Raw genomic sequence first — 2,309 nt, 5'->3', positions numbered from 1 at the left:
GAGCAGCGGGAACGACGGAACGATCATCGGTGCCCGGCCGCGGCACGAGGCCGGGCGCGCCGACCCGCTGACGAGCGGCGAGGCATCACCAGCCACGGGTGTGCCCGGATCATCCTGGTCTCATACGATGACCGACTGATTCGTCGAGGCAGGCAGGAAGGCCGTCGTGCCGCGGTGGCCTGCCCCGGCACCGCGGTCGGCGCGCAGTCCGTGGCCACCCGGAGAAGGACGAGGGATGGATGATCAACAGTGCTGCCCACGTACGGACCAACCGTGCCCGCTGGAACGAGATCTCCGACGACTACCAGCGACTGAACGCCCCGCAGATCCGCCGGCAGGTGTTCACCGGCGATATCTCCTGGGGGCTGTGGGCCGTTCCGGAATCACGGCTCGGCGTGCTCGGTGAGGTCACCGGACGGGACATCCTGGAGATGGGCTGCGGGGGCGGCCAGTGGTCGAGCGCGCTGGTCCGGCGGGGGGCCGACCGATCGGCTTGGACCTCTCCGAACGGCAACTGCACCACAGCAGACGGCTCACCGCGGAGACCGGACTGTCCTTCCCCCTGGTCCAGGCGAGTGCCGAGGCGGTGCCCTTCGCCGACGGCTCGTTCGACATCGTCTTCGCCGACCACGGCGCCTTCTCCTTCGCGGACCCCTTCCGGGCCGTGCCGGAGGCCGCACGCGTGCTGCGCCCCGGCGGCCTGCTCGCCTTCAGCCACGTCAGCCCAATCTACGAGATCACCGTGGCGCCGGGCCGGGACGCCCCCGGCAGTCGCCTGACCCGCGACTACTTCGGGCTGCGTCTGCTGGCCGAGGCCGACGGCCTGGTCAGCGCCAACCTTCCCTACGGCACCTGGATCAGGCTCTTCCGGGACAACGACCTCGTCATCGAAGATCTTCTGGAACCTCGCCCGGCACCGCCGGCATCCGACGATCACAGCGAGGAACCGGCACCCGCCCAGCCCGAACGCGGCGACGAGGCATGGGCGCGCCGCTGGCCCTCCGAATGCATCTGGCGGCTACGCAAGCCGACGCGGTGAAGGCATCGGCCTCGTGACCACCACCCTGACTGGCGACGCCGCCCCGCACGCCGCTCTGCTGACGGGCATGGCGGATCTCGCCCGCCGGCTCCAACCGGGCGGCCGGGAGGCTCCCGTCGTGCTGTCGCACCACGGTGAACGGCTGATCGTGCGCCACGGTGACGTCGTGCTCAAGGCCCACCCGCCCGGATCCGACCCACAGCCGCTCGCGGCCCGGCTCCGGCTCGTGGCCCAGCCGCGCCTGGGCCACATCCTGCTGTCCCCGCTGCCCCTGCCGTCCCCGCTGCCTCTGCCGTCCCCGCCGTCCCACGCCACCCATACCGGTCTGGACGGGCTCGCCGTCCGGGTCCACGACCGATGGGTGAGTGCCTGGCCGGCCGGCTCGGCGCTCGGACTGGACCAGGTCGACGATGTTCCCTGGGCCGAGGCCGTTCCCTGGGCCGAGGCTGCCGCGCTGCTGGCGAGTCTGCATCGCATCCCGGTCACCGCGTCGAATCTCCTCGTGCTCCCCCGGGCCACGGTGCTCCGCCGGCTGCGGCACGACGTGGCTCGACTGCGCGACCAGGCCGGCCATCCACGTGCCGAGGTGGTCCTGCGCGCCGCCGCGACCCTGCCCGAGTGGGCGTTGCACCACCAGATCCAACCGGATCAACCGGATCAACCGACCCGACCGGGACGGTCACGCCGGCCGGCGCGGCCATTGACGATCATCCACGGTGACTGGCACTTCGGACAGCTCGTCGCGCTGCCCCGACTCGGCTGGCGCATCATCGACGTGGACGATCTCGGGCTCGGGGACCCGGTATGGGACCTGGCCCGGCCGGCGGCCTGGTACGCGGCCGGCCTGCTGCCGATGGACGTCTGGGCGCGGTTCGTCGACGGCTACCAGGCCGGTGGCGGCCCGGCGCTGCCGGGCGGCGAGGATCCCTGGACGGCCCTGGACCTGCCCGCCCGCGCGATTGTCGTGCAGTACGCGGCCATCGCGGTCGCCGCGCGTCTCGACGGCGACGCGCCCGGTGCCGGGCCCGAACCTGATCCGATCTCCGATGCCTTCGTCGAGTGCTGCCGGCGGATGGCCCGGGTGGGCCCGTACCCGTCCGGATCTCGACTATCCACCGGCTGACTTCCGCGGGATCGGTACGCTACCCGCAGCCAAGGATGTCTCCCCGCCATGAACGGCAGGTTCGGCATGAGTTACACCCTGCAGTGTCCCAAGTGCCACGCGATGATGCGGACGTACAACCGCAACGGCATCCAGATCGAGCAGTGC

Annotated in this window: 2 protein-coding genes and 1 pseudogene; all 3 read left to right on the top strand. The window is 71.6% G+C overall.

The genetic code is table 11. The features are described 5' to 3' along the window. Positions 1 to 239 precede the first annotated feature (239 nt). Positions 240 to 1,039: pseudogene (locus ACY45C_RS10465) on the top strand (class I SAM-dependent methyltransferase). A gap of 13 nt (positions 1,040 to 1,052) precedes the next feature. Then, positions 1,053 to 2,162 carry an aminoglycoside phosphotransferase gene (locus ACY45C_RS10460; RefSeq protein WP_462187428.1) on the top strand — a complete coding sequence of 370 codons (1,110 nt, stop codon included), beginning with the start codon at positions 1,053 to 1,055 and terminating at the stop codon, positions 2,160 to 2,162. 66 nt (positions 2,163 to 2,228) lie between these two features. Next, a partial coding sequence (locus ACY45C_RS10455; protein ID WP_462187438.1) for a zf-TFIIB domain-containing protein occupies positions 2,229 to 2,309 on the top strand: 81 nt, incomplete at its 3' end.

This window comes from Frankia sp. CcWB2 (assembly GCF_977927585.1).
Note: the sequence above shows the minus strand (reverse complement) of the source record. Positions and strands in the feature narration are given on the sequence as shown.